The organism is Haloferax gibbonsii ATCC 33959 (assembly GCF_000336775.1).
In the GTDB taxonomy this organism is placed as follows: domain Archaea; phylum Halobacteriota; class Halobacteria; order Halobacteriales; family Haloferacaceae; genus Haloferax; species Haloferax gibbonsii.
This window is the reverse complement of sequence record NZ_AOLJ01000011.1, coordinates 435,760-456,930: the sequence shown is the minus strand read 5'-3', so window position 1 is coordinate 456,930 and position 21,171 is coordinate 435,760. Positions and strand designations below refer to the sequence as shown.

Here is a 21,171-nt window from a genome sequence, read left to right as displayed (position 1 = left end):
GCGCGTCGGGGCCGAGCGAGCGAGCGCGCCGAGGCCGCCCGTCGGTCGCTGGTCGCCGGTCTCCGGGTCGATGGCAGGCTTATGCCATCTCCGTGCGTATATTTCCCATGGCCCCTGACTTCGCCGAACACAACCGAATCGAGATGCCGTCGGAGGAGATAGACCGCCTGCTCCGCGAGGAGGGCGTCGGCGTTCTCTCGCTCGCCGACGACGGCGTCGCCTACGGGATTCCCCTCTCGTTCGGCTACGACGCCGACCGGGGACGACTCTACTTCGTCTTCCTCCGTCCCGGCGAGTCCTCGAAGAAGACCGAGTTCGCCGAGCGGACCGCCCGCGCGAGCTTCGCCGTCTGGAACGCTCCCTCGCGGGACGAATGGGAGAGTGTCGTCGTCGACGGCGAACTCCGCCGGGTCGACGACGGCGATTGGGACCGCGTCCACGACGTGCTCGAAGACAACGCCTGGTATCCGACCCTCTTTTCGGAGACGGAGCCGATGCAGGACATCCTCGGGTGGGAGCTTCGCATCGACTCGCGGTCCGGTCTCCAGCGACGGGCGTGAGCGTCCCACCCGCGGATTCTCGGCCACGAGCGCGTGCGCGCCGGTATCGTTATCGAAGGCGGGACCGTCTGGACGGCCAACCCATGCGACGGACGACGTTCGAGGAGGGACGAAAGCTCGCGGCCGCGGTGCGGACGCCGAACCCGTCGCTCGCCGGCGTCGCCCGCGACGCGACCGAGGAGGTTCTCGAACTCGTCGACGCGCCGTTCCGGGACGTGGCCGACGCCCACGAGCGGCTGTCGGCGCTCGAATCGCTCCTGTACGAGCGTGGCGACCGCCGCGCCGCCTTCCTGACCATCTACGTCCGCGTGACCGCCGAGGTCGACCGCGGACTCGGCGGCGGCGAGTTCACCGACCCCGAGTGGGTCGCCGACTACCTCGTCACCTTCGCGGACCACTACCGCCGGGCGTTCCGCGCCTTCGAGCGCGGCGACCACGACGACGTGCCCGACCCGTGGCAACTCTCCTTCGAGACGGCGCTCGCCGGGGAGTCGCTCGTGGTGCAGGACGTGTTGCTCGGCGTCAACGCGCACGTGAACTACGACCTCGCGCTGGCGCTCCACGAGGTCGGCATCGACCCCGACCGACCCGCGAAGTACGACGACCACCGCCGGATAAATCGGGTCCTCCGCCGCCTCGTCGACGAGGAACAGGACCTCATCGCCGAGCGGTACGCCGACGGCGTCGCCGACATCGACGAGTCGCTGGGTCGGTTCGACGAGGCGCTGTCGTTTTTCACGCTCCGCGAGGGACGGCGGAACGCGTGGCGCGGCGCGGTCGCGCTGACCGACGGCCGGTTCCGCCCGGTCGAGCGCGCGGTCTACTGGTACCTGCGGAGTCTCACGATGGGTGCGGGCCACTTCATCCTCGCGCCGAGTTCGAACCCCGCGGTGCGCCGCAGACTGGCCCAACTCGAAGCCGGAGACGGGTCGAGTACTTAAACCTCCCCGGATAGCGCGGGCGGAGATACCTCCCGTTGTCCGTCGTCTATCGAAGTATGAACTCCTCTTCCGCTTTCGCCGCACGTGGTGCATCGACGCTCGACCTGACCCGACCCCAGCAGGTCGCCGCGGAGCCGTCGGCCGTCCTCTCTGCGCTCAGCGACGGCGACAGCCGGCGAATCCTCGCCGCCTGCGACGGGGCCCCGCGGACCGCGCAGGAGTGCGCCGAACTCTGCGACGTGCCGCTGTCGACGGTCTACCGGAAACTCGACCTGCTCACCGAGGCGTCGCTCCTCGACGAGCGACTGCGGATTCAGACCGCGACGCACCACCCGCGGGAGTTCGCGACCACCTTCGACACGCTCTCGTTTTCGTTCGACGACGCCGGCGTGTCGCTCGCGTTCCGGCAGGTCGCCACGGACGGCGGCGAAGACGGCGAAGAGGGGCGGTCGCGATGACGGCGACGCTCGCACCGCCGGAGGTGGACTGATGAGCGCCACGTCGCCGACGGACGACTACGAGTTCACGTGCCCGCAGTGCGGCGAGGGGTTCGCCGTCAACGACGGGATGCGGGCGGCGGTCCTCGAACGCGGCTGTCCCATCTGCGGGAGTCCGACCTCGACCGAGGCGTTCGCTCCGTGTTCCGCGTGAGGTTCCATTCTTCTCCGTGCCCGGTTGGGGCGTTCGCTCCACCGCGCCCTCGGCGTTCGAAAAACAGTAGGCTACATATACGTGTGCCACGCGTACTACGAACCACATGAGCGACAGCGCGGACTACACATTCGTCTGCCCGGAGTGTGCGGAGTCCATGCTGGTCAACGACTCCATGCGCGACGCCCTCCTCGAAAACGGCTGTGTCATCTGTAGCGCCGCGCTCACGACCGACGCCTTCTCGACCACCTGATTTTCGACCGCCTGAGCGACTCGCGCCTGCGACCGACCCCGCCGATATCGCCCGATTGGGGTCTCTCGGACACCGCCGAGAAGTAACAGTAATTACGTCGGCCGCGAGTCTGGTGGTACGAACCGATGTCTCTGGACCAACAGACCGAACTCTCGCCCGACGAGATACGCGAGGTCCTGTCCCGTCACGAGACGGGCGTCCTCTCGCTCGCGAAGGCGGACGAACCATACGCGATTCCAATCTCCTACGGCTACGACGGCGAGAGCGGTCGCTTCTATCTCCGTCTCGTCTCCACGCCCGAAAGCGAAAAGCGGCAGTTCCTCACGTCGTCCCCGCGGGCCCGACTCGTCGTCCACGAGTCGAACGACGGGAGCTACCGGAGCATCATCGCCGAGGGGACGCTCGAACGCGTCGACCCCGACGAGCTGACCGTCGAACGCATCGTCCAGTACGGCAAGGCCAAGCGCCCGCTGTTCGAAATCTGGGGCGAGACGAAGCGCGACCTCGACATCCAGCTGTTCGAACTCGACCCCGAGACGCTCGGCGGCCGGGCCGTCGAACTGGACGCCGCGGAGTCCGACAAGTAATGTCCGCGGTCGTCGCGTCCCGCGGCGAGCACCGGCGCGCCCGCGCGTAACACATGCCCGCCGGTATCCGCGCCACGGTCGAATTCGACTCGCCGTCGGTCTGCCCCGTCGCCTCGGTCGCTCACTCGACGGACTCCGTCGTCGACTCCGTCTCGACCAGCGTCGTCTCCACACCGGGCGACGTCAGCGTCTCCGAGTTCGTCCTCGAGGCCGACGACCCGCCGGAGGCGTCCGCGCTCGACCCCATCTTCTCCTACGGCTCGAAGCACCTCTACCGCTACACCCACGACGGGAGCGCCGGCTGCCCGTGCGAGTGCCTCGGCGAGTTCGGCTGTCCGGTCGACCGCTACTTCGCCCAGCGCGGCAGTCTGACGCTCGTCTTCCACGCCGCCGACTACGAACAGCTGCAGGCCGTCATCGGCGAGCTTCGCGACCGCTTTCCCGGACTCGACATCAAGCGCCTCGTGCGCTCGCCCACCGGCGACGCCCCCGGCGACAGCGTCTTCGTCGACCGCGGGAAGCTCACCGCCCGTCAGCTCGAAGTCCTCCAGACGGCCTACGACATGGGCTACTTCGAGCGCCCGCGCGGAGCCAACGCGACCGAGGTTGCGGCCGAACTCGAAATCAACCAGTCGACCTTTTCGGAACATCTCGCGGCCGCCCTGACGAAGCTGCTCGGCGACGTCCTCGAAGAGGGGTAGCGGTCGAGACGGCCGCGCCCGCGTCCGCCCGAGTATATAAACGTCCCACGCTATCGTGGTTATCCGTTGGTCCCCGTCCGTCGAGTCTACAGAAGTATGAGTCAGGCCTCGTTTCCCTTCGCCGTCCGCTCCCCGACCGCCTCGTCCGAACCCCGCGTCGTCGACGACCACGCCGCGGTCGACGCGCTCTTTTCGCTTCTCGAAGACGACGACTGCCGATGCATTCTCGACGCGACAGACGGCGTCGCCCGGTCCGCGAGCGAACTCTCGGAGGCGTGCGACCTCCCGCTCTCGACGACGTACCGAAAACTCGACCCGCTCGTGGACGCCGGCCTCCTCTCGAAGCGCCTGCGCGTTTCCCGGTCCGGCAGCCACACCGCCGAGTACGAACGCACCGTCGACGACGTGACCGTCTCCGTCACCCCGTCGGGCGTCGAGGTCCGCGTCTCGCACCGCGACGTGGCGAAGTCGGCGTCGGTGACGGTCTGAACGCTCCGCTCACCTCTTCACTCGTGAGTTTCCCCGCCGGCCGCGCCGAACCGACGCGATTTGCGGTACCTACTTAAGATTCTACTCGTCGTATGGTTGTCGTGTATTCCAACCGTATCCCCGTCCTGATTGTCGCGGTTCTCGTGCTCCTCGCCGGCTGTACCGGCGGCGCGGACGTCGCGCCGGCCGCCCCAACCGACGACATCGACGAGCCCGATGGAGGCGGCGACAGCGCGGATTCCGACGCGAGCGGAACCGACGACTTCGAACTGAGCGACCCCGAGCGTCTCCTCCGCGACGCCGGGAGCTTCTCCGTCAGTTGGTCGTACACCGGCGTCGACGCGAACGGCGTCGAGACCGAAGTCACCCGCGAGTTCTACGCCGACCTCGAAGCCGAGCGGTCGTACAGTCGAACGACCTCGGCGACCGACGGCCAACCCGACGCGGGAGGCGTCGAGCAGTACGTCGCCGACGGCGTGACGTACGTCCGGATTGGCGACGGCGACGAGGCCACGTACACCTCTTACGAGGGGTCGATGGAGGTTCTCGCCACCGCCATCGCGCTCTCGCAGGCCCGCGCGTACGGCGCTGACGACGACCTGACGTTCGCCGGCACCGAGACGTTCGACGGCGTGTCCGTCGAGCGCTACGAACTTTCGTCCGCGAGCGAGGCGCTGATTCTCGCCGGGTCGGCCGCGGCGCAGGGCGAGCCCGGGAACCTGGAGGTTACGAACTTCGAGTACGCCGTCCTCGTCGACGAAGACGGCCTCTCGCGTCACGAATCGTGGGCGTTCTCGGGGCGGATGGACGACGGCACCGAGGTCCGCGGGTCGTGGGAGTACTCGCTTACGGGCGTCGGTTCGACGACCGTTGACGAACCCGCGTGGCTCGACGAGGCGCGGGCCTAAGCGGGGTGTCGGTTTCGTTTTTCTCCCGGATTTGAACTCAGTCTGAGAAGGGTCGCCTCCCGGATTTGGACCTCACTCGCAAATCTTCGATTTGCTCGCTGGTTCAAATCCGGTCGAGTCGCATCTCCACTGCTCACGGCTCGGTCGCTCCACTCCCTCGGTAGTTCGCAGGAATATGCCGCCTCCCGGATTTGAACCGAAAGAAGACTAACTCCGTTCGACTTCTTGGGTTCAAATCAGTCCGGCGTCGTTTCTTCGATTCTTCGCTCCGCTCAGAATCTCAGAATATGCCGCCTCCCGGATTTGAACCGGGGACAGCTCGATCTTCAGTCGAGTGCTCTCCCAGTCTGAGCTAAGGCGGCGCGGTTCGACAGACGCGCAGGAGCGAAAAAACCATTTCGAATTGCGACGCTACGAGTCGCCGTACTCCGACTGCTCCCATCCCGTGACGTCGCTCGGGATGAGTTCGCCGTTGACGTGCCACTCGCGCGGGCGGAACGAGATGCCGAGCAGGGTCGCGTAGAACCCGGCGACGAGGGCGACGACGATGTTTCCGGGGACGCCGCCGACACCGGCGCTCCCGACGAGCGTCGTCCCGTCCGTGTACGCCGTGAGCTGGATGACCCACGCGACGAGCATCACGATGAACAGCGGCAGGTACACCCGGCGGAGCCGGTGGGCAAGCGCCTCCTCGAAGGGTATCTTCATGTTCGGCGTGCGGTAGTCCTCCCCGAGTTTCTCCCGCCAGTCCTCGTCGAGGACGCCGCCGTCCGGGTCGAGCGCGTACGCCCAGACGTTCTGCTGAATCATCCGGACCCGAGAGCGCCAGATGTCGTACGCGCGGAAGCGCCGCGCCTCGATACAGAGGAAGATGCTCAGCGTCACTACCCCGAGGAGGATGATGTAGTGCGGGTGCGTTTGTGCGGAAAACGACCACGTCAGAATCCCGGCCATCAGCGTAATCGCCCAGTTGCTGGTCCGGTCGAGTCGCTCGCGCCACGACTTCATCCGGTGTATCTCACCCCGGTATAGGTGCGCAAACGACGAGCCAGGGCCCATCGTCTCGTCGAAGACGCCCGCGCCGATGTGGGAGTCGTCTATTCCCGCGGGAGGTTCCAGCTCCCCGTCGTCGGACATTGTTGTTCGTTTGATGCACAACTACGAGAGGATAAGAGCCTTCTGGGTTCGACAGGTTCGTGACGCCCGGTCGGGACTGCGTCTACTCGCGGCGGGGGTCCTACAGCACAGCCTCACGGCTCAGGGGTGCGTAAAAAAACTCTCAGAAATCGATTCGTCTGTTACTGAATTCGGAAACCGAATTACAGGCGCGTGACGTTCGTCGCGCGCGGGCCCTTGGGGGCCTGTTCGATGTCGAACTCCACTTCCTGACCCTCTTCGAGGTCCGGACCGCCAACATCTTCCATGTGGAAGAACACGTCGTCGTCCGCGTCGTCAGTAGAGATGAAACCGTAGCCNCGCCAACATCTTCCATGTGGAAGAACACGTCGTCGTCCGCGTCGTCAGTAGAGATGAAACCGTAGCCGCCAGTGTCGTTGAAGAAGTCGACCTTACCTTTCGCCATTGCGACTGTACAACGACCCTGCGGACGGATAACCCTTCCGCATGTCTGTGACTCACTCACCCGGTCGCCGAAACGCCGTCGCTCGCGGTCGTGAAAAACGGAGGAAAGTTCGTCAGTTTGTGAATGTACTGCGGTGAACGGAAGCCTGCTTAGAGGCGGGTGACGTTCGTCGCGCGCGGGCCCTTGGGGGCCTGCTCGATGTCGAATTCGATTTCCTGACCCTCTTCGAGGTCCGGACCGCCAACATCTTCCATGTGGAAGAACACGTCGTCGTCCGCGTCGTCAGTAGAGATGAAACCGTNCGCCAACATCTTCCATGTGGAAGAACACGTCGTCGTCCGCGTCGTCAGTAGAGATGAAACCGTAGCCGCCAGTGTCGTTGAAGAAGTCGACCTTACCTTTCGCCATTGCCTTTGAATCCAGCGACCTCACGCGGATAAGTCTTCTGAAGAACGCCGCAGGTCCCTGTGCTGCTGTGTGTTCGAGTATACGGGTCTGAGCCGCCGGACTCGGGCGTTGTTCCGATTGGTCGTCGAGGACTCGACTGCCGCCTCCCGGATTTGAACCTCGCTCGCAAATCGGAGATTTGCTCGCTGATTCAGAATCCGGTCGGGTCGCATTTTCACTGCTCACGACTCAGTCGCGACGCTCCTTCGGTAGTTCGCAGGAAAATGCCGCCTCCCGGATTTGAACCGGGGACAGCTCGATCTTCAGTCGAGTGCTCTCCCAGTCTGAGCTAAGGCGGCTCGCACTCTTCCGAAGCCGGACCGCATCAAAAAGACTTTCGAATCGCCCGTCGGCGCTGGGTCAGCGGTGCCGACCGCCCGTCGCGCTCGCCCGCGCCCGCTCCGCCCGCGACCGAATCCCCTTGAGCATCTTTCGTTCCATGGCGAACTGGACCGGCTCGACGACCAAGCGGTTCATCGCGCGCCCGCGGAGCGTCTCCGACCGGCCGCGGTATCTGATGATCAACCGCGTCGCGCCGGGTGCCACCTCGTGCAACGCGAACGTCCACACCGCCGGGCTCTCGCCGGTCTCCCAGCCCGGCGCACTCAACACGAGCGTCCGCTCGGGTTCGACCAAGGCGACGCGGAACGACGGCGCGCCCGAGCCCGGCGGGCCGAGTCGTATCTCGTCGCCCACGTCGAGCCGCTGGTGTTGCGGGAGGATTTGGTCCGCGTCGTGAATCTGTAACCCGAACAGGTTCTCCAATCGCTCGTAGCTGTAGAAGCCGCCGCGGTCCTGCCCTAACTGGACGAGCCACGGCCAGACAGCCCGCGCGGGGGCCGCAATCGTAATCGCCCGCGTCGAGGTGACGTCCGCGTCGCCGACGAAATCATCGCCGGGGAGCCAGCCCGTCGCCTCGTCGTCGGTGGTCCCCCAGCGCCTGTGCCACGGTCGAACCGCGAGGAGGTACGTCCCGACGACGCCGATTCCCGCGAGACCGAGTGCCCGGATGAGTCGTCTCGTGCCCATTGCGTTCACCGTTCGTTCGCCCTTCGTGAGGGGGTGAGATAACCCTACCTCCGGGGTTCCGCGACCCACGCGACCGCGACCCAGAGCGCCCCGCCCACGACCGCACCGAGGAGGTTCGCCCCCGCATCGGCGACGCCGAACGACCGGTACGGCAGCACCGCCTGCACGAGTTCGATACCCGCCCCGAACGCGGCGGCGACGACGACGGCTCCAACGACCTCTTTGCGTCCCCTGGCGCGCACCGCGGACGCGAAGGCGAACCCGAGACCGGCGTACCCGGCCGCGTGGACCCACTTATCGAGGCCGACGAGTCCGAGCGGACCCATCGGTGTGAGGCTCCCCGGCGGCGTCGGAACGATCGACGCCACGAGGACGACGAGCGCGTAGCCGAGCGCGACGGCCGCCCGCCGAGGGGTCTCACGGAGTCGTGCGACTGTGTTCACTACTCGGTGGTGGGTTCGTGTCGGGCTAAAAGGGTTCGCGTCCTCGTGGCTCTGAGCGCGACCACACAGAACTAAATGGTCTGTGGGGCAACACTTCCGAGACGACTGTGTCACAGATGCTCCCCCGCTGGTTCACCTCCAAACCGTTCGCAGTACAGCTCATCATCCTCGCGTTGGTCTTCGACCCGCTCGGGTTCGTCGGCGGCTACCTCCTCGCCCCGTCGCTGGGTGTCGAACCGCTCCTCGGCGGCGCGTACGGTCTCGTCGCCGCCAACGTCCCGATGTCGCTTTTGGTGATGCAACGGAGTGTGTGAGTCGGCTCAGACGACACAGACTCCTCGCTATGCTCACGGCTCTGCCGTTCGCTAGCTCGTCGTGGCGTGTCGTCAGAAGTGGGCTCGGGCGGATTCGAACCACTCCGTCAACCTCGCTACGCTCGGTTGCCGCAAGGTTCTCCCGCCCTCACGGAACAGATTTGTGACTCACCGTTCGGTTCGTCACAAAATCTGATGGGCTCGGGCGGATTCGAACCACCGACCTCAGCCTTGTAAAGGCCGCGTCATAACCAACTAGACCACGAGCCCTGCATCTCAATCGAACCGGTTCGCGCTCATAACGGTTTTCGTTTCGACCGGTCCCCCGGAACCCTTAGACCCGCGGCGACCGTCACGTCCGGCAATGACCTCCCGCGCGCGAACCGCGCTGCTCGTCGTCGCCGTCGTCGTCGCGGTCGCGAGCGTCGCGTACCTCTCCAACCCCGCGGTCGTCCCCGGCTCGACCGACGACTACGAACGGACCACGCTCACCGTCGTCGACGACGAGACCGGCGAGACGCTGGCGACCGTGGACGCCCGCGTCGCCGACACCCGCGCCAAGCGCTTTACCGGCCTGAGCGACACCGAGTCGCTCGCCGAAAACGAAGGGATGTGGTTCGTCCACGACTCGTCTGGCACCTACGCCTACGTGATGCGCGACATGGACTTCCCGCTGGACATCGTCTTCGTCGCCGAAAACGGCACCATCACGCGCATCCACCACGCCGAACTCGACCCCGAGGGAACGAGCGAGTCCGACCTCACCCGCTACCGCGGAACCGGGAAGTACGTCCTCGAACTCCCGTACGGGTACACGAACGAGACCGGCATCGACGCGGGAGACCGTGTCGAAGTCGAGTAGATGCGAAACACCCGAAGGGCCGGCGACCGTTGACCCCACTATGACAGCACACGTCGCGGCGCTCTCGGAACTCGAAGGGTGGCGCGCCGAGGGGTTCGCCGCGCGGGTCCACTACCGCGGGGCGGACGACGCCTACAGCATCGAGTACTACGAACCGTCGGACTGCGTCCTCTACTGGAAGGTGAAAGGCGACGGCGAGGTCGCGGTCCCCGTCAGTCGCGACACGGTCCCAGACCCGTTGCGCGAGCGCGTCCGACAGGACCTCGTCGAGGCGGGTATCGACCCAGAAGTGGAAAAACGAGTCGTCTGAGCGCCGAGTCCGAACCCCACTCGACCCCGCCGGTCGGAATGACAGTACGTCACGAATTCTGATACGTAATTGGTATGTATCTCACAATATCTGTATTTGTGCCGACGTGTTGTAGTTGAGAAGGTGTCATGTCGACTCGACTCACGAGGAGAAGAGCGCTTCGGGGGCTGGGCCTCGCCGCAGTTCCGGCGCTCATGCCGGGCGTACTGCAATCGGGGTCCGACGGAACGGTACTCTCGGGATGCGCGAGCATCACCGAGCCGGGGCGGTACGTCCTCGACGGCAACCTCGACTGTCTGGAGGTTCTCGCCGACAACGTTCGCATCGACGGCCGGGGGTACGCCGTCGTCGGCGAGACGACGGTTTCGGGAAGTCGCGTCTCGATAACCGACATCGTGCTGACGAAGGGCGGCCGAATCACCGATTCGAGCCGGGTGTCGATCGCGGACTCGCGCGTCGTCGGCCATCCGGGTGACCAGTATGACCCGCTCTCGCAGTTCGTCCTCGCGGACTCGACGCGGTGTGAGGTGAGGAATACGAGCTTTTTCATCTTCGAGTCGGAGAGCGTGGTTCTCAGACGAACCACGCAGACGCGGTTCGAGTCGTGTACACTCATCAGTCCCGTCGTGCTCACGCTCACTGACTCGCACCGAAACGAGTTCGTCGACTGCGAGTTCCTCACCGAGGACTTCCCGGTGAGACTCGTCCGAAGCAATCGAAACCTGTTCCGACAGAACCTCGCCGACGGCGGTGGTCCCGGCTTCCAACTCCGCGACAGCCACCGGAACCGCTTCGTCGAGAACGAGGTCGATATTCTCATCGCCGGCTTCGAACTCGCGGGAAGCGACCGAAACGCGATTCACAAGAACGTCGTCACGACGGGACTCTTGGCTCACGGCGTCACGCTGGAGGACTCTCACCGCAATCGGCTCATCCAGAACGACCTCTGCGGCGTCAGCCAACAACCGGTCGTCGAATCAGGCGGTTCGACCGGGAACACGGTCCGGAACGCCCGGTGCTAATCTACCGGCGGACCCCTCCCGCACCCGAGTACTTTACTTCGAGCGCCCCCTGAACCGTTGTCGTGCCCCCTGATATCGACGACGACGACCCGTTCGAGGACCAACGAGCGCGGGTCGACAACCCGATGCGGCGGCTGTTCGCCGAGTACGGCCGCGAGAACACCTTCGAGTTCGTCGTGGGCGTCCTCGCGAGCGTCGCCGCCCGCGTGCTCGACCTCATGCCGCCGGTCATCCTCGGCCTCGCCATCGACGCCATCATCCGGCAGGACAAGTCCTTCGCGGCCGGGTTTCCCGTCCTCCCCGAGGCGTGGATAGCGCCGTACGTCCCCGCGACCAGAGACGGTCAGTTCTTCTTTGCCGTCGGCATCATCGTGTTCAGTTTCACCGCCGGCGCGCTGTTCCACTGGCTCCGAAACTGGGGCTGGAACGCCTACGCCCAGCAGATTCAACACGACGTCCGGACCGACACCTACGACCGGATGCAACTGCTCAACATGGACTTCTTCGCCGACAAGCAGACCGGCGAGATGATGTCCATCCTCTCGAACGACGTGAACCGGCTCGAACGGTTCCTCAACGACGGGATGAACTCGTTTTTCCGCCTCTCCGTGATGGTCGTCGCCATCGCGGTGGTCCTCATGTCGTACAACTGGCAACTCGCGCTCGTCGCCCTGTTGCCGGTCCCGCTCATCGCGCTGTTCACGTGGAAGTTCGTCGATATCATCCAGCCGAAGTACGCCGACGTGCGCTCGTCGGTCGGCAAACTCAACTCCCGGTTGGAGAACAACCTCGGCGGCATCCAGGTCATCAAGACGTTCAACGCCGAACCCCACGAGTCCGACCGCGTCGACGGCGTCTCGATGGACTACTTCGACGCCAACTGGGACGCCATCAACACCCGAATCAAGTTCTTCCCCGCGCTCCGAATCCTCGCGGGCATCGGCTTCACCCTCACCTTCGTCGTCGGCGGCCTGTGGGTCATCAACGGAGAGGGCCCCGGTCCCTTCACCGGCGACCTCGCGGTCGGCGAGTTCGTCACCTTCATCCTGCTCACCCAGCAGTTCGTCTGGCCGCTCGCCCAGTTCGGGCAGATTATCAACATGTACCAGCGCGCCCACGCCTCCAGCGCCCGCATCTTCGGCCTGATGGACGAGCCCGCGCGGCTGGCCGAACAGCCCGACGCCCCCGACCTCGCCGTCTCCGAGGGCCGCGTCGAGTACGACGACGTGACCTTCGGCTACGGCGACGGCGAGACCATCGTCGAGGACATCTCCTTCGAGGTCGACGGCGGCGAGACGCTCGCGCTCGTCGGCCCCACGGGCGCGGGGAAATCGACGATTCTCAAGCTCCTGATGCGCATGTACGACCCCGACGAGGGGCACGTCAACATCGACGGCCAAGACGTGCGCGACGTGACCATCTCCAGCCTCCGGGAGTCCATCGCCTACGTCAGCCAGGAGACGTTCCTGTTCTACGGGACCGTCCGCGACAACATCACCTACGGGACGTTCGACGCCGACGACGAGGCGGTCGTCGCGGCCGCGAAAGCCGCCGAGGCTCACGAGTTCATCTCGAACCTCCCCGAGGGCTACGACACCAAGGTCGGCGAGCGCGGCGTGAAGCTCTCGGGCGGCCAGCGCCAGCGCGTCTCCATCGCCCGCGCCATCCTGAAGGACCCGGACATCCTCGTCCTCGACGAGGCGACCTCGGACGTGGACACCGAGACGGAGATGCTCATCCAGCGCTCGCTGGACGAACTCACGGCCGACCGGACGACGTTCAGCATCGCCCACCGCCTGTCGACTATCAAGGACGCGGAGCAAATCGTCGTCCTCGAAGACGGGCGCATCGTCGAGCGCGGGGCGCACGACGACCTCCTGTCGGAGGACGGCCTCTACGCCCATCTGTGGGGGGTTCAAGCCGGCGAAATCGACCAACTCCCCGACGAGTTCGTCGAGCGCGCGGCCCGCCGGCAGGCCGAGGTCGACGCCGGCGACGACTGAGGCTTCGCGTACCACTAAGAGGGGGCAAACACTTCTTTGCGCATGCGACTCTCCGAAGCCACTTGGACCGAGGTCGCTGCCCTCGACGGCGACCTCGCGCTCCTCCCGGTCGGAAGCACGGAACAGCACGGCCCGCACGCGCCGCTCGGAACCGACGCGCTCAACGCCGAATCGGTCGCCGAGGCGGGTGCCGACGCGTTCGACGGCGAGGTCGTCGTCGGCCCGACCATCCCGGTCGGCGTCGCCGAGGAACACCGCGCGTTCGACGGCACGCTCTGGGTCTCGCCGGACACCTTTCGCGCGTACGTCCGCGAGACTATCGAATCGCTCGCCCACCACGGCTTCGACCGCGTCGTCGTCGTCAACGGCCACGGCGGCAACATCGACGCGCTCGCGGAGCTCTGCCGGCGCGTCTCGCGGACGGGCGACGTCTACGCGGTCGCCTTCACGTGGTTCGACGCCGTCGGCGACCACTCCTCGGACATGGGCCACGGCGGTCCGCTAGAAACCGCCTTACTCCGTCACACGCACCCCGAACTGGTCCGCGAGGACCGAATCGACGAGGCCCGCGATGGGGGTGCCGACCGCTGGGGCGAGTGGGTCTCGGGCGTCAACCTCGCCCACGACTCCGACGAGTTCACCGACAACGGCGTCGTCGGCGACCCCGCCGAGGGGGACGCCGACCGCGGCGCGGAGCTGGAATCGCTCGCGGCCGAGGCGCTCGCGTCGCTCCTCGACGCGGTCGAGCGCCGGCAACTCGACTGAACGGCTCGCAAGTCGGCGCGCCGGCTCACCGGCGGGCCGGTCGGCGGGTTACTCCTCTTCCTCTTCTTCTTCGTCGTCGGCCGCTTCCGCCGCCTCCGCGGCGTCGGTGAGCGCGCCGCGGAGCTGGGGCATCGTGTTGGTGAGTTCCCCGACGAGTTCGTGGGCCTCCTCGACCATCTCGATGAGCTCCTGGAGCTCCTCGATGGCTTCTTCGAGGTCCTCGGGGTCGTCGAACGCCTCGGCGCGCTGGCCGATGACGTACCATTTCTTGGCCTGTCGGACGTGTTCGGCCGCGCCCTCGACGTCGAGCGAGGAGCGGAGACCGTTGAGGACGCCGAGGACGTTGTCGGCCTCCGCGTCCCACACGTCGTCCGGGTCGGGCAGCGCCGACCGGGCCTCGTCGAGGTGCTCCTCGACGTCGGCGCGCATCTCCGCCGCCGCCTCTCCGAACAGGTCGTCGTCGCCGAGCGTGCTTTGACTCATGCTCACACGTTCGGCGCGCGGGGGTTTAAAAACGACCCCGAAAGTGAAAGTGAAATCGAACGACTCCGCGCTCGTCGCGGGTGGATTCTCAGTCCACGTCGCCGAGGTAGACCGCGTCGCGTCCGCCGCCCATCTCGTCGGGGTCGCCGTCCCGAAGTCGGTCGCCGAGCGGGCCGGGGAAGAATCGGACCTCGCCGAGTTCGTCGAGGGGGAGCCACCGCACGCCCACCTGAACCGAATCGCGCTCTGTCGGGTCGTCCGGGTCCTCGCTCACTCGCTCGCACCAGAAGAAGTGGTCCACTTGGTGGCCGTCGTCGCCTCTGTCGTCGTAGTGCGTCGAGGGGACGAAGTCCCTGACGAACGCGAGCGACCCGACGGCGACCTCGTAGCCGGTCTCCTCGTACACTTCCCGGCGGACCGTCTCCGCGAGCGACTCGCCGCGCTGTTGGCCGCCGCCGGGCGCGACGTACCAGTCCTCGCCGTCGGTGCGGTACCGAATCGTGAGGAGTTCGCCGTCGCGGACGACGAGCCCGCGGGCGGCGCTTCGCGGCCGGGTCATTCGACCGACACGAGTTTCATCAGCGGGTAGCCGTCTTCCATCTCCATGCGCGTCCGGACGCGCACGCCCTCGTAGTCGATTTCCATCTCGACTTCCATGAACCGCCCCGTGAGTTCCGTGTAGTCGGCGGTCGACTCGGCGAGTTCGGCGTCCAGCGCGTCGTCGAGGATGCGCACGGAGACCGACTCGCAGTACGGTTGGTTCTCGATGGCCTCGGCCATGGCCCGTTCGAGGCTCCGGGCGCTGTCGGGCGAGACCGGCGTGCCGGCGAACTGGTGGTAGAGCGTCCCGAACTTGATGCCCGCCTCGAAGCAGGCCGTCTGCGGGTCTGTGACCATACCCGGAACTCCGTCGCCCTCGGGTAAAGTTCGGCGGTTTGAGGGGTCGCGCGAGCGCGAACCGGTCCTTACTTAGCCTCTCTTGTTAGAACTTACACCGAATGGACCAGCCGGTTTTGCTGACGGGGGCTGGCGGGCGCGTCGGCCAGGCGATACTAGGGCACATCGGCGACGCCTACGACTGGCGGCTGCTGGACCGCGAGCCACTCTCCGACGAGAAGATACCCGACTCGGTCGACCCCACGGAGGTGTACGTCGCCGACGTCACCGACGAGACCGCCGTGCGAAACGCCATGGACGGCGCCGAGGCCGTCATCCACCTCGCGGGCGACCCGCGTCCCGAAGCGCCGTGGGACAGCGTCCTGCGGAACAACATCGACGGCACCCAGCAGATGTTCGACGCCGCCGTCGACGCGGGCGTCGAGAAGTTCGCGTTCGCCTCCTCGAACCACGCCGTCGGCGCGTACGAGACGATGGACCGGACCCCGGACATGTACCGTCCGCACCACGAGTTCCGACTCGACGGGACCGAACTCCCGCGTCCGAGTAACCTCTACGGCGTGAGCAAGGCGGCCGGCGAGACGCTCGGCCGGTACTACCACGACCACCACGACATCTCGGTCGTGAACGTCCGCATCGGCAACCTCACCCAGCACCACCCGCCGAAGGAGTACGAGCGCGGCCAGGCGATGTGGCTGTCGTACCGCGACTGCGCGCACCTCTTCGAGTGCTGTATCGAGGCCGACTACGACTACGAAATCGTCTACGGTATCTCCGACAACGACCGGAAGTACTACTCCATCGACCGCGCCCGCGCGGTGCTCGGCTACGACCCGCAGGACAACTCCGCCGAGTTCACCTTCAAGGGCGAACCGCTGGACGAGGCCTGATTGCGTCGTCGGAACCCCGATTTTCGGCCCCGTTGAACGCCGATTCTTCAGATGAGTCGTCGTGTGAAACAGCCGGTCAGGAGGCGTGCGAACGTGTCGGAGAAAGCTTATAGAAATACGACACGATGGTGTACGTAATGTCGTCACCCGGTTCCAATGCGGAGGGAGCAGGAGTTTCGCTCCGCAACGCGGTTTTACTCCTCTGCTCCCTGTTCATCTTTCACCTCGGTCGGGGATGGGCGCGGGGACTCGTCGAAGGGAACTACCTGCTAGGCGTCGTCGGCTTGCTACTCGCCCTCGCTCCGGTAGTCTGGCTCCTGTTCGTAATTAGAGAGGCGTATTTCTGAAACGATATCGTCTCCAACGACGTTCGGCATCTCTCTCTTCTCACTCGAACAGGCCGCTCACGTCGTCTTCGCGCCGTCGCCGACGGCGGACGTGCTCACCCAATCGCTGAAACACCAACCCGCGCTGGGCCTCGTTGCGCACGAAGTCGAACACCATCGCCGTGAACTGCGTCTGCGCCCCGTCGGCGACCTCTTCGCGGGCGTACGCGACCGCGTCGGCGACGATATCCTCGTCGTAGCCGTCGAGTTCTTCCGCGAGCGTCTCGGCCGCGACGGCGACCGCGTCGAAATCGAGGTCGTCGTAGGTGACGACTCCCCCGTCGAGTCGGAGCGCGAGCGGGTCGTCGGCGACGGCGGGGTCGGCTTCGAGTCGTGCGAGAAACGTCCGAACGCCGGCGAGGTCGACGCCGCGGTAGTCGTCGCCGAGGCCGTCGAGGTACTCCCGCGCACTCCGGGCGAGGCCGACCGCGCCCGAGTCGTTGCCGTCGCGGGCGTGGTGGACCGCCGCGGTGAACTGGATGAGGCCGTGGAGGAACCGCTCGTCGTCGCTCCCGCGGTCGAGCGAGAGCCACTTCGCCTCCCACGCGCCGTGGGCCGCCCGGTACGCGCCCGCGTTGTAGATGGCGACGCCTGCGCGAAGCGAATCGTCCATGCGAACCGTTCGCCGTCTACGAGTAAAGATTCCGCGAAAAGCGGGGGCACCCGCTGTAGGCCTTGCATACTTATGCCTCTCGGGAACATATGTGGTATGATAGCATATGAATGCCCTCGAAACCCTCGTCCGAGGTGTCGTACGATGACCCAGTCCCCGGTTTGTATCCGCTGCGGTGAGCAGTACCTGTTCACGCGGGCGTACAAAGGCAACTACTGTCGGGACTGCCACGGGTCGTGGGCCGCGAAGCCCCGGTCCGAGGAGGCGCCTCGCCCCCGTCCACAGCGGCCGCGCACGACCTCGTCGGTCCGCCGCCGCGAGGACGACGAGCGGTCGCCCGGCCTCGAACCGCCCTACGACGAGGCGTAAGCTCGTTTTTTCCGGCCAGACTGCCGAGTGCGCTCGGGGGTCCGGGTTCGGTTTCGTCAACCGCCACGTTCGTACCCGCGACGGGTAGGCTCCCGTTAGCGACGGTTAGGGGACGCGTTCGCCCCGCGGATTGACCCGACCGGTGACTCTATAGGCCGCCCGGACGAGCGCTATCGAAATGTCGTCCGAGTCGATTACCGTCCATCTCGTCGGGGACTCCACCATGGCCGATAAGGATGCCAACGAGCGTCCCGAAACCGGCTGGGGAATGCCCTTCGCCGACCGCTTCGACGACGCCGTCGCGGTGGCGAATCACGCCCGAAACGGCCGGAGCACCCGCACGTTTCTGGAGGAGGGCCGCTGGCGTCCCGTCGTCCGGCAGTTGACCGAGACCGACTACGTGTTCGTCCAGTTCGGCCACAACGACGAGGTGCCCTCGAAGGAACAGCACACGACCGAGGAGGCGTTCGTCGACAACCTCCGGACGTTCGTCGGCGAGACGCGCGAGCAGGGGGCGACGCCCGTGTTGCTCACCTCCATCGCGCGTCGTCACTTCGACGACGACGGCGTCCCGAAGGACACCCACCGCGAGTACGCCGACCTGACGAGAGCCGTCGCGCGCGACCGCGACGTGCCGTTTATCGACATGGACGAGCGAACGCGGTCGCTCTTGGAGGAACTCGGTCCCGCGGACTCGACGGCGCTCTACAACCATCTGGAGCCGGGCGAACATCCGAACTACCCCGATGGAATCGCCGACGACACGCACTTCAGCGAGCACGGAGCGCGCCGCATGGCCGACCTAGTGCTCGACGGGGTCGAAGAACTGGACCTCGGACTGGCCGCCCACGCCGAGTCCTGACGCGCGCTGAACTCGCTCGCGGCGATATCGCTCGCCGTTCAGATTCCGTACGGAGACTGTAGACCGACCCGGGAGAACAGAAGGCTCTCGGAGGTCAGTTCCAGAGAGAAACGTCCTGACGGAGATTTGAACTCACTCACTTCGCTCACTGCGTTCGCTACGCTCCCTGTTCAAATCTCCTCGGTGGCCGCTCACCGCAGACAGACCGAGAGCCACAGAGGGCTCTCGGAGAATAGTGTTCTAAAGGAAAGCGTCCTGACGGAGATTTGAACTCCGGTCCCTGGCTCCGCAAGCCAGGAGGATAGTCCACTACCCTATCAGGACTGTCTTGCTGCATTCTTCGGTACTCGACGGTTACTTAAGACGGTTACGATGTGAACTCCCAGTGAACCGCGGGACCACGGCACGAGGCGGGCGTCGAACTCCGGGCACGGAACCCGGTCTCCGGCGTGAACGACGACCGCTTCTCACGCCGTCTCCGGCGCGTTTCCGTCCGCCGCGGCGACCGTGCGGACCGCACGCAAAGGACTTTTTCGCCGGCGAGCCTAGTCTCGTGTGTGAATCGACGCGCGCTCCTCCTCGGAACCCTCGGGCTGTGCACCTCGCTCACGGGGTGCGCGAGCGGCGGCGACGACGCCGCCGAGCGGTCGACGGCGAGCACCGAGACCGAGGCTGCGTCGACGACGGAGACGCCCCGCCGTCCGCGACTCGTCGGGCGCTCGTTCACGCCCGTCCGCGCCGACGCCTGTCCGGCCGACGGGGCGCTCGCGACCGAGACCGAGACCGGGTTCTCGGTCGTCGGCTGTGTCTCGGGGGCGACCGAGTGCACCATCGCCCGACTCACGCGGGCCGACTACGACGCCGACGCGGACACGGCCACGCTCGTCGTCGAGGCCGTCGAGCGGACCGACGTGAAGAACTGCGCCGAATCGCCGGTCGCCCGCGGCTACGAGGCGACGCTCCGGTTCGAAAGCGGCCTCCCCGGCCGGGCGGTCGTCGTCCACGACGACGCCGACGGTCGCCGCGAGGTCGCCCGCGTCGACGCGGACGCCTGACGGTCCGAAGGTTCAAATCCGAGGCCGCGGCCACCCCCGCTATGTCGCTCGATTCGCGCGGCCGGTTCGGCGGTCCAATCCGGAGGAAAACAACGCTTAAGCGCCGCCCTTCCCTGTTCGTCCATAGTATGAGTACGACGTTTGGTCTGCCGCGACGCGCGCGCTTCGTTCCGGGAGGTGACGCCTGATGGGCGTCATTCGGGAGGTCTACGACGACCTCGACACCGATGTCGAGTTCGAGAAGTTCGAGGCGGCGGTCAACGATAAGGTCGAACAGATGGGCGGCCTCGCCGACGAGGAGACGGCGGCGATGCTCATCGCCCACGAACTACGCGACGAGGAGGTCAACGGCATCGCCGACATCGAACCGGGCATGGAGGACGTGAAGTTCCTCGCCAAGGTCGTCAGCATCGGCGAGGTCCGGACGTTCGAACGCGACGGCGAGGACGAAGACGGGCGGGTCGTCAACATTGAGGTCGCCGACGAGACCGGTCGCATCCGCGTCTCGCTGTGGGACGAGATGGCCGCCGGCGCGAAGGAGAACCTCGAAGTCGGCACCGTCCTCCGCATCGGCGGTCGCCCGAAAGACGGCTACAACGGCGTCGAGGTCAGCGCGAGCAAGGTCGAAGAGGACCTCGACGCCGAGGTCGACGTGCAGGTGCTCGACACCTACCGCGTCGAAGACCTCGCGCTCGGCCTCTCGGACGTGAACCTCGAAGGCAAGATTCTCGACACCGGAACCGTCCGAACGTTCGACCGCGACGACGGTACCGAGGGTCGCGTCTCGAACCTCTCGGTCGGCGATCCGACCGGCCGCGTCCGCGTCACGCTCTGGGACGAGCGAGCGGACCTCGCCGAGGAGCTCGAAACCGGCCAGTCGGTCGAGGTCGTCGACGGCTACGTCCGCGAGCGCGACGGCTCGCTCGAACTCCACGTCGGCTCCCGCGGCGCGGTCGAAGTCATCGACGAGGACATCGAGTACGTCCCCGAGACGACCGACATCGGCACGCTCGAACTCGGCCAGACGGTCGACATCGCCGGCGGCGTCATCGAGGCGGACGGCAAGCGCACCTTCGACCGCGACGACGGTTCCGAGGGACAGGTCCGCAACATCCGCGTCAAGGACGACACCGGCGACATCCGGGTCGCCCTCTGGGGCGAGAAGGCCGACGCCGACGTCGACCTCGCGGACTACGTCGTCATCACCGACGTGGAGATAAAAGACGGCTGGCAGGAGGACCTCGAAGCCTCCGCCGGCTGGCGGTCGTCCGTCACCGTGATGGACGAGGCCCCCGAGGGCGCGGCCGGGACCGATGCCGGCGATTCGGGACCGACGCCGCCGAGCGACCAGGGCCTCGGCGCGTTCTCCGGCGGCGGTTCGTCCGAGTCGTCCGGTGACGCGTCCGCCGCGAACGGCGGGTCCTCGTCGGACGCGACCGCGACGGAGTCCGCCGGCGAGTCGGTCGAGTTCACCGGGACGGTCGTGCAGGCCGGGACGCCGGTCATCCTCGACGACGGCACGCAGACCAAGACCGTCGACACCGACGCCGACCTCGGCCTCGGCGACGAGGTGACGGTCTCCGGCACGGAGACCGACGGCCGCATCAGCGCCGAGACGGTCGAGGTCCACACCGGCGCACAGCGGTAACGACGAGGGCGCGACGAAACGACGGCGCTGCGAAGCGCCGAGGCGACGGCCGGTCGCCCATCGTCCCGCCGTCGGCGGGCCATCGAATCCCACTCATCGTT

At 66.3% G+C, this 21,171-nt stretch carries 28 protein-coding genes, 4 tRNA genes and 2 pseudogenes; 21 read left to right on the top strand and 13 right to left on the bottom strand.

Annotated elements, in window-relative coordinates:
- Positions 1-107: 107 nt before the first annotated feature.
- From C454_RS05135 to C454_RS05100, 9 genes are all read left to right on the top strand, one after another.
- Entirely contained in the window at positions 108-560 is a 453-nt protein-coding gene (locus tag C454_RS05135) for a pyridoxamine 5'-phosphate oxidase family protein (RefSeq protein WP_004973371.1), read from the top strand.
- A gap of 83 nt (positions 561-643) precedes the next feature.
- Positions 644-1,501, top strand: coding sequence for a DUF5995 family protein (locus C454_RS05130; RefSeq protein ID WP_004973367.1), 858 nt, complete (start codon positions 644-646; stop codon positions 1,499-1,501).
- Between the two features lie 56 nt (positions 1,502-1,557).
- Positions 1,558-1,959 carry a winged helix-turn-helix domain-containing protein gene (locus C454_RS05125; RefSeq protein WP_004973364.1) on the top strand — a complete coding sequence of 134 codons (402 nt, stop codon included), beginning with the start codon at positions 1,558-1,560 and terminating at the stop codon, positions 1,957-1,959.
- A gap of 31 nt (positions 1,960-1,990) precedes the next feature.
- Complete coding sequence (locus C454_RS05120) at positions 1,991-2,152, top strand: DUF7560 family zinc ribbon protein (protein WP_004973363.1); 162 nt, start codon at positions 1,991-1,993, stop codon at positions 2,150-2,152.
- Between the two features lie 106 nt (positions 2,153-2,258).
- Positions 2,259-2,405, top strand: coding sequence for a DUF7560 family zinc ribbon protein (locus C454_RS20675; RefSeq protein WP_004973360.1), 147 nt, complete (start codon positions 2,259-2,261; stop codon positions 2,403-2,405).
- 125 nt (positions 2,406-2,530) lie between these two features.
- Positions 2,531-2,992: a pyridoxamine 5'-phosphate oxidase family protein gene (locus C454_RS05115; protein WP_004973359.1), complete on the top strand. Its 462-nt coding sequence runs from the start codon at positions 2,531-2,533 to the stop codon at positions 2,990-2,992.
- 53 nt (positions 2,993-3,045) lie between these two features.
- A complete protein-coding gene (locus tag C454_RS05110; protein ID WP_004973358.1) occupies positions 3,046-3,693 on the top strand; it encodes a DNA-binding protein in 648 nt (215 codons plus the stop codon).
- Positions 3,694-3,789: 96 nt separating this feature from the next.
- On the top strand, positions 3,790-4,182 hold the full coding sequence (locus C454_RS05105) for a winged helix-turn-helix domain-containing protein (protein WP_004973356.1): 393 nt from the start codon (positions 3,790-3,792) through the stop codon (positions 4,180-4,182).
- 101 nt (positions 4,183-4,283) lie between these two features.
- Positions 4,284-5,090, top strand: a complete 807-nt coding sequence (locus tag C454_RS05100; protein WP_049905020.1) for a DUF7537 family lipoprotein — start codon at positions 4,284-4,286, stop codon at positions 5,088-5,090.
- Positions 5,091-5,378: 288 nt separating this feature from the next.
- Here C454_RS05100 and C454_RS05095 read toward each other — a convergent pair.
- From C454_RS05095 to C454_RS05055, 7 genes and pseudogenes are all read right to left on the bottom strand, one after another.
- Positions 5,379-5,452, bottom strand: a tRNA-Phe gene (locus C454_RS05095).
- 49 nt (positions 5,453-5,501) lie between these two features.
- The gene (locus C454_RS05090) at positions 5,502-6,227 is read right to left on the bottom strand and encodes a DUF2270 domain-containing protein (RefSeq protein ID WP_004973353.1); all 726 of its coding nucleotides are present in this window, start codon (positions 6,225-6,227) and stop codon (positions 5,502-5,504) included.
- A 182-nt stretch (positions 6,228-6,409) separates the two neighbouring features.
- Positions 6,410-6,672: pseudogene (locus tag C454_RS21245) on the bottom strand (cold-shock protein).
- Positions 6,673-6,821: 149 nt separating this feature from the next.
- Positions 6,822-7,080: pseudogene (locus C454_RS21240) on the bottom strand (cold-shock protein).
- Positions 7,081-7,344: 264 nt separating this feature from the next.
- Positions 7,345-7,418 (bottom strand) — tRNA-Phe (locus C454_RS05065).
- A 61-nt stretch (positions 7,419-7,479) separates the two neighbouring features.
- Positions 7,480-8,148, bottom strand: a complete 669-nt coding sequence (locus C454_RS05060) for a hypothetical protein (RefSeq protein WP_004973350.1) — start codon at positions 8,146-8,148, stop codon at positions 7,480-7,482.
- Between the two features lie 44 nt (positions 8,149-8,192).
- Positions 8,193-8,591 (bottom strand): VanZ family protein, encoded by a 399-nt coding sequence (locus C454_RS05055; RefSeq protein WP_004973346.1) that lies wholly within the window; start codon positions 8,589-8,591, stop codon positions 8,193-8,195.
- Positions 8,592-8,707: 116 nt separating this feature from the next.
- On the opposite strand from C454_RS05055, the gene C454_RS05050 reads away from it, so the two are divergent.
- Positions 8,708-8,905, top strand: a complete 198-nt coding sequence (locus tag C454_RS05050; RefSeq protein WP_004973344.1) for a hypothetical protein — start codon at positions 8,708-8,710, stop codon at positions 8,903-8,905.
- A gap of 196 nt (positions 8,906-9,101) precedes the next feature.
- Here C454_RS05050 and C454_RS05045 read toward each other — a convergent pair.
- Positions 9,102-9,175 (bottom strand) — tRNA-Val (locus C454_RS05045).
- Between the two features lie 94 nt (positions 9,176-9,269).
- Here C454_RS05045 and C454_RS05040 point away from each other — a divergent pair.
- The 5 genes from C454_RS05040 to C454_RS05020 all read left to right on the top strand — a co-directional run bounded on the left by C454_RS05040 (position 9,270) and on the right by C454_RS05020 (position 13,867).
- Positions 9,270-9,767 (top strand): DUF192 domain-containing protein, encoded by a 498-nt coding sequence (locus tag C454_RS05040; RefSeq protein ID WP_004973342.1) that lies wholly within the window; start codon positions 9,270-9,272, stop codon positions 9,765-9,767.
- A gap of 40 nt (positions 9,768-9,807) precedes the next feature.
- Entirely contained in the window at positions 9,808-10,077 is a 270-nt protein-coding gene (locus C454_RS05035; protein ID WP_004973340.1) for a DUF7538 family protein, read from the top strand.
- A gap of 128 nt (positions 10,078-10,205) precedes the next feature.
- Complete coding sequence (locus C454_RS05030) at positions 10,206-11,099, top strand: NosD domain-containing protein (protein WP_049904979.1); 894 nt, start codon at positions 10,206-10,208, stop codon at positions 11,097-11,099.
- A 125-nt stretch (positions 11,100-11,224) separates the two neighbouring features.
- Entirely contained in the window at positions 11,225-13,102 is a 1,878-nt protein-coding gene (locus C454_RS05025; protein ID WP_394324754.1) for an ABC transporter ATP-binding protein, read from the top strand.
- 42 nt (positions 13,103-13,144) lie between these two features.
- Positions 13,145-13,867, top strand: coding sequence for a creatininase family protein (locus tag C454_RS05020; RefSeq protein ID WP_004973334.1), 723 nt, complete (start codon positions 13,145-13,147; stop codon positions 13,865-13,867).
- A gap of 48 nt (positions 13,868-13,915) precedes the next feature.
- Here C454_RS05020 and C454_RS05015 read toward each other — a convergent pair whose 3' ends face one another.
- From C454_RS05015 to C454_RS05005, 3 genes are all read right to left on the bottom strand, one after another.
- Positions 13,916-14,350, bottom strand: a complete 435-nt coding sequence (locus C454_RS05015; protein ID WP_004973330.1) for a DUF5790 family protein — start codon at positions 14,348-14,350, stop codon at positions 13,916-13,918.
- A gap of 88 nt (positions 14,351-14,438) precedes the next feature.
- A complete protein-coding gene (locus tag C454_RS05010; RefSeq protein WP_004973329.1) occupies positions 14,439-14,909 on the bottom strand; it encodes an NUDIX domain-containing protein in 471 nt (156 codons plus the stop codon).
- Positions 14,906-15,247 carry a dihydroneopterin aldolase family protein gene (locus C454_RS05005; RefSeq protein WP_004973327.1) on the bottom strand — a complete coding sequence of 114 codons (342 nt, stop codon included), beginning with the start codon at positions 15,245-15,247 and terminating at the stop codon, positions 14,906-14,908. The genes C454_RS05010 and C454_RS05005 overlap by 4 nt, the downstream gene beginning before the upstream one ends.
- Positions 15,248-15,348: 101 nt before the next feature.
- Between C454_RS05005 and azf the strand changes: the two genes are divergently transcribed.
- Together azf and C454_RS21170 are read left to right on the top strand one after the other, a co-directional pair.
- On the top strand, positions 15,349-16,137 hold the full coding sequence (azf, locus tag C454_RS05000) for an NAD-dependent glucose-6-phosphate dehydrogenase (RefSeq protein ID WP_004973324.1): 789 nt from the start codon (positions 15,349-15,351) through the stop codon (positions 16,135-16,137).
- Positions 16,138-16,274: 137 nt separating this feature from the next.
- Entirely contained in the window at positions 16,275-16,484 is a 210-nt protein-coding gene (locus tag C454_RS21170; RefSeq protein WP_049904977.1) for a hypothetical protein, read from the top strand.
- 40 nt (positions 16,485-16,524) lie between these two features.
- Here the strand turns inward: C454_RS21170 and C454_RS04990 are convergent, their stop codons facing one another.
- Positions 16,525-17,136, bottom strand: coding sequence for a DUF309 domain-containing protein (locus tag C454_RS04990; protein ID WP_004973319.1), 612 nt, complete (start codon positions 17,134-17,136; stop codon positions 16,525-16,527).
- 144 nt (positions 17,137-17,280) lie between these two features.
- Here C454_RS04990 and C454_RS04985 point away from each other — a divergent pair, with 144 nt between their 5' ends.
- Together C454_RS04985 and C454_RS04980 are read left to right on the top strand one after the other, a co-directional pair.
- Positions 17,281-17,505: a DUF7564 family protein gene (locus C454_RS04985; protein WP_004973316.1), complete on the top strand. Its 225-nt coding sequence runs from the start codon at positions 17,281-17,283 to the stop codon at positions 17,503-17,505.
- Between the two features lie 178 nt (positions 17,506-17,683).
- Positions 17,684-18,367: a rhamnogalacturonan acetylesterase gene (locus C454_RS04980; protein WP_004973314.1), complete on the top strand. Its 684-nt coding sequence runs from the start codon at positions 17,684-17,686 to the stop codon at positions 18,365-18,367.
- A 251-nt stretch (positions 18,368-18,618) separates the two neighbouring features.
- Here C454_RS04980 and C454_RS04975 read toward each other — a convergent pair.
- Positions 18,619-18,691 (bottom strand) — tRNA-Arg (locus C454_RS04975).
- 233 nt (positions 18,692-18,924) lie between these two features.
- On the opposite strand from C454_RS04975, the gene C454_RS04970 reads away from it, so the two are divergent.
- Together C454_RS04970 and C454_RS04965 are read left to right on the top strand one after the other, a co-directional pair.
- Positions 18,925-19,422 (top strand): hypothetical protein, encoded by a 498-nt coding sequence (locus C454_RS04970; protein ID WP_004973313.1) that lies wholly within the window; start codon positions 18,925-18,927, stop codon positions 19,420-19,422.
- Between the two features lie 187 nt (positions 19,423-19,609).
- Positions 19,610-21,070: a single-stranded DNA binding protein gene (locus C454_RS04965; RefSeq protein WP_004973311.1), complete on the top strand. Its 1,461-nt coding sequence runs from the start codon at positions 19,610-19,612 to the stop codon at positions 21,068-21,070.
- Positions 21,071-21,171 lie beyond the last annotated feature (101 nt).

What these genes read in the sequence shown, in the direction of transcription:
- C454_RS05135 (WP_004973371.1), top strand. Translation starts at nt 108, where the DNA reads ATGGCCCCTGACTTCGCCGAACACAACCGAATCGAGATGCCGTCGGAG.
- C454_RS05130 (WP_004973367.1), top strand. Translation starts at nt 644, where the DNA reads ATGCGACGGACGACGTTCGAGGAGGGACGAAAGCTCGCGGCCGCGGTG.
- C454_RS05125 (WP_004973364.1), top strand. Translation starts at nt 1,558, where the DNA reads ATGAACTCCTCTTCCGCTTTCGCCGCACGTGGTGCATCGACGCTCGAC.
- C454_RS05120 (WP_004973363.1), top strand. Translation starts at nt 1,991, where the DNA reads ATGAGCGCCACGTCGCCGACGGACGACTACGAGTTCACGTGCCCGCAG.
- C454_RS20675 (WP_004973360.1), top strand. Translation starts at nt 2,259, where the DNA reads ATGAGCGACAGCGCGGACTACACATTCGTCTGCCCGGAGTGTGCGGAG.
- C454_RS05115 (WP_004973359.1), top strand. Translation starts at nt 2,531, where the DNA reads ATGTCTCTGGACCAACAGACCGAACTCTCGCCCGACGAGATACGCGAG.
- C454_RS05110 (WP_004973358.1), top strand. Translation starts at nt 3,046, where the DNA reads ATGCCCGCCGGTATCCGCGCCACGGTCGAATTCGACTCGCCGTCGGTC.
- C454_RS05105 (WP_004973356.1), top strand. Translation starts at nt 3,790, where the DNA reads ATGAGTCAGGCCTCGTTTCCCTTCGCCGTCCGCTCCCCGACCGCCTCG.
- C454_RS05090 (WP_004973353.1), bottom strand. Translation starts at nt 6,227, where the DNA reads ATGTCCGACGACGGGGAGCTGGAACCTCCCGCGGGAATAGACGACTCC.
- C454_RS05060 (WP_004973350.1), bottom strand. Translation starts at nt 8,148, where the DNA reads ATGGGCACGAGACGACTCATCCGGGCACTCGGTCTCGCGGGAATCGGC.
- C454_RS05050 (WP_004973344.1), top strand. Translation starts at nt 8,708, where the DNA reads ATGCTCCCCCGCTGGTTCACCTCCAAACCGTTCGCAGTACAGCTCATC.
- C454_RS05040 (WP_004973342.1), top strand. Translation starts at nt 9,270, where the DNA reads ATGACCTCCCGCGCGCGAACCGCGCTGCTCGTCGTCGCCGTCGTCGTC.
- C454_RS05035 (WP_004973340.1), top strand. Translation starts at nt 9,808, where the DNA reads ATGACAGCACACGTCGCGGCGCTCTCGGAACTCGAAGGGTGGCGCGCC.
- C454_RS05030 (WP_049904979.1), top strand. Translation starts at nt 10,206, where the DNA reads ATGTCGACTCGACTCACGAGGAGAAGAGCGCTTCGGGGGCTGGGCCTC.
- C454_RS05025 (WP_394324754.1), top strand. Translation starts at nt 11,225, where the DNA reads ATGCGGCGGCTGTTCGCCGAGTACGGCCGCGAGAACACCTTCGAGTTC.
- C454_RS05020 (WP_004973334.1), top strand. Translation starts at nt 13,145, where the DNA reads ATGCGACTCTCCGAAGCCACTTGGACCGAGGTCGCTGCCCTCGACGGC.
- C454_RS05015 (WP_004973330.1), bottom strand. Translation starts at nt 14,350, where the DNA reads ATGAGTCAAAGCACGCTCGGCGACGACGACCTGTTCGGAGAGGCGGCG.
- C454_RS05010 (WP_004973329.1), bottom strand. Translation starts at nt 14,909, where the DNA reads ATGACCCGGCCGCGAAGCGCCGCCCGCGGGCTCGTCGTCCGCGACGGC.
- C454_RS05005 (WP_004973327.1), bottom strand. Translation starts at nt 15,247, where the DNA reads ATGGTCACAGACCCGCAGACGGCCTGCTTCGAGGCGGGCATCAAGTTC.
- azf (WP_004973324.1), top strand. Translation starts at nt 15,349, where the DNA reads ATGGACCAGCCGGTTTTGCTGACGGGGGCTGGCGGGCGCGTCGGCCAG.
- C454_RS21170 (WP_049904977.1), top strand. Translation starts at nt 16,275, where the DNA reads ATGTCGTCACCCGGTTCCAATGCGGAGGGAGCAGGAGTTTCGCTCCGC.
- C454_RS04990 (WP_004973319.1), bottom strand. Translation starts at nt 17,136, where the DNA reads ATGGACGATTCGCTTCGCGCAGGCGTCGCCATCTACAACGCGGGCGCG.
- C454_RS04985 (WP_004973316.1), top strand. Translation starts at nt 17,281, where the DNA reads ATGACCCAGTCCCCGGTTTGTATCCGCTGCGGTGAGCAGTACCTGTTC.
- C454_RS04980 (WP_004973314.1), top strand. Translation starts at nt 17,684, where the DNA reads ATGTCGTCCGAGTCGATTACCGTCCATCTCGTCGGGGACTCCACCATG.
- C454_RS04965 (WP_004973311.1), top strand. Translation starts at nt 19,610, where the DNA reads ATGGGCGTCATTCGGGAGGTCTACGACGACCTCGACACCGATGTCGAG.